The organism is Microcystis sp. M53598_WE2 (genome assembly GCF_030067735.1).
GTDB lineage: Bacteria > Cyanobacteriota > Cyanobacteriia > Cyanobacteriales > Microcystaceae > Microcystis > Microcystis aeruginosa.
The window spans coordinates 1-3,062 of record NZ_JASJFE010000081.1; the positions used below are offsets into that span (position 1 = coordinate 1).

General features: G+C 46.3%; 2 protein-coding genes and 1 pseudogene. All 3 read left to right on the forward strand.

The annotated features are described in order from the left end of the window. Positions 1 to 146 (forward strand): annotated as a pseudogene (locus PX636_RS01895) (flagellar assembly protein H); the annotation flags it as partial. Positions 147 to 218: 72 nt separating this feature from the next. Then, positions 219 to 2,843 (forward strand): alanine--tRNA ligase, encoded by a 2,625-nt coding sequence (gene alaS / locus PX636_RS01900; RefSeq protein ID WP_288116057.1) that lies wholly within the window; start codon positions 219 to 221, stop codon positions 2,841 to 2,843. Between the two features lie 70 nt (positions 2,844 to 2,913). Then, a partial coding sequence (locus PX636_RS22545; RefSeq protein ID WP_502882838.1) for an AAA family ATPase occupies positions 2,914 to 3,062 on the forward strand: 149 nt, incomplete at its 3' end.

The window sequence follows — 3,062 nt, forward strand, 5'->3', positions numbered from 1 at the left end:
GACTAGAGCGAGGACTAGAGCGAGGAAAACTAGAAGCTAAACTGGAATCTATTCCCCGTTTGCTTGCCTTGGGTTTAAGTGTGGAACAAATCGCTCAAGCTTTGGATTTAGACTTAGAACAGGTCCGACAAGCGGCGCAAGAGTAAAGGTGGAGAGTTAAAACGCAAAAATGCCACAATGGATAAAATAGGCATTTTTCTGACTAACTGACATCTTCTATGAGTAACCACCTAAGCGGAAGCGAGATTCGCCAGCGATTTTTAGACTTTTTTGCGGCCAGAAACCATAAAATTCTCCCTAGTGCTTCCCTAGTCCCAGAAGACCCCACCGTTTTGCTGACTATTGCGGGAATGCTCCCTTTTAAACCGATTTTCTTAGGGCAAAAGACCCCAGAATTTCCCCGCGCTACCACTTCCCAAAAATGTATTCGCACCAACGATATCGAAAATGTCGGCCGGACTGCTAGACACCATACTTTTTTTGAGATGTTGGGCAATTTTAGCTTTGGTGATTATTTTAAAGAACAAGCGATCGCTTGGGCCTGGGAATTGTCCACAGAAGTTTTTAACCTTCCCCCCGAAAGATTAGTCGTTAGTGTCTTTAGGGAGGATGAGGAAGCTTTCGCTATCTGGCGCGATAAAATCGGTATTCCTGCCCATCGTATCCAAAAAATGGGCGAAGAGGATAACTTTTGGGTATCGGGTCCCACGGGTCCCTGTGGTCCCTGTTCGGAAATTTACTACGATTTTCACCCCGAATTAGGGGATAAAACCATCGATTTAGAGGATGATAGCCGTTTTATCGAGTTTTATAACCTCGTCTTCATGCAGTATAACCGCGACGCGGACGGCAATCTGACACCCCTGGCCAATAAAAATATCGATACGGGGATGGGTTTGGAACGGATGGCGCAAATCCTGCAAAAAGTCGCCAATAACTACGAAACTGACCTAATTTTCCCGATTGTCGCCGAAGCGGCCCGGTTAGCAGCGATAGACTACCAGAAAGCGGACGAAAAAACGAAAGTTTCCCTAAAAGTCATCGGCGATCATGTGCGTTCGGTAGTACACATGATAGCGGATGGTATCTCAGCATCGAATACTGACAGAGGTTACGTCCTGCGTCGTCTGATTCGCAGAGTAGTACGGCACGGGCGTTTAATCGGTATTGAAGGTCAATTTATCACCAAAGTGGCGGAAGTTGCGATCGCTCTTTCCGAGTCCGTCTATGGCAATGTTCGGGAACGAGAAACGGTGATCAAGGCAGAATTAGAGCGAGAGGAAGCGAGATTTTTAGAAACCCTAGAAAGAGGCGAGAAACTGCTCGAATCGATTCTAGAAAAAGAAAAAAGCCAGATTTCGGGAGTCGATGCCTTTACCCTTTATGATACCTATGGCTTCCCCCTCGAACTCACTCAAGAAATCGCCGAGGAGCAGGGTTTAAGCGTCGATACGGCGGGCTTTGAGCAGGAAATGAAAAAACAGCAGCAAAGATCAAAAGCCGCCCACGAAACCATAGATTTGACGGTACAGGGCAGTTTAGATAAGCTGGCGGAACATATTCACCCGACGGAATTTCTCGGTTATACGGATTTACAAGCAACCGCAACAGTAACGGCGGTTTTAGTCGCTGGTAAAACGGTGGAATCGGCCGCATCAGGAACTGAGGTGCAGGTAGTTCTCGATAAAACCCCTTTTTATGCCGAATCGGGTGGACAAATCGGTGATAAGGGTTATTTAACCGGCGATAATCTGCTTATCCGCATTGAGGATGTGCAGAAAGAATCGGGGATTTTTATCCATTTTGGTCGGATTGAGCGGGGAATTGTCACCACCGGCGATACAATTAATGCTCAGATCGATCGCTCCTGTCGTCGTCGCGCTCAAGCTAATCATACCGCCACCCATCTGCTACAATCGGCCCTGAAAAAGCTTGTCGATGGGGGGATTTCCCAAGCAGGTTCCCTCGTCAGTTTCGATCGCCTCCGTTTTGATTTTAACTGTCCTCGTCCCCTGACTAGCTCTGAATTGCAACAGGTGGAAGAACAGATTAACACTTGGATTGCCGAAGCGCATGACACCCAGATAGCGGTGATGGGATTGGAAGAAGCGAAGCAGAAGGGAGCTATTGCCATGTTTGGCGAGAAATACGGCTCAGAAGTGCGAGTTATCGATATTCCTAGCGTTTCTATGGAATTATGCGGGGGAACTCACGTTAAAAATACCGCCGAGATCGGTTTATTTAAAATCATCTCCGAGACGGGAATCGCCGCAGGAATTCGTCGCATCGAAGCGGTGGCTGGCCCCGCCGTGTTAGCATACCTGAATGAACGGGATCAGGTGGTGCGGGATCTGTGCGATCGCTTTAAGGTCAAACCTCTGGAAATTCCCGATCGCATTACGGCCCTACAATCGGAGTTAAAGGGGACACAAAAGCAGTTAGAAGCGGTTAAACAGGAGTTAGCACTAAATAAATCGGATGCTTTGCTATCTCAAGCCGAATCTATCGGCGAATTTCAGCTATTAGTCGCTTCTTTGGGCGATATTGATGCTAATGCTTTGATGGCTGCGGCCGAAAGACTACAGCAAAAATTAGGGGAAGGGGCAGTGATTTTGGCCTCGACTCCCGCAGCTGATAAAGTGAGTTTAGTGGCCGCTTTTAGTCCCCGGGTGATTAAAGATAAGGGTTTACAAGCGGGTAAATTTATCGGTGCGATCGCTAAAATCTGCGCTGGTGGTGGTGGTGGTCGTCCCAATTTAGCTCAAGCTGGGGGACGGGATGCTAGTAAGTTAAGCGAAGCTTTAGCTAAGGCCAAAAGTCAGTTAACTAGCAGTTTACAATAGTGTTAAGGGTGGGCATTTTGTCCACCTTTAAAAAATTAGTTATCCTCTCGGTGTGATTGGTAAAAATAATATGGAACTACTGATCAAGAATTTGGGATCAATTAGAAATAATAATCAAACTATAGATTTAACCAAGAAGTTTTATACTTTTATTGGCTACAACAATAGTGGCAAAACCCTAGTTTCTCAGCTTTTATGGACAATTTTTAATCATGACAA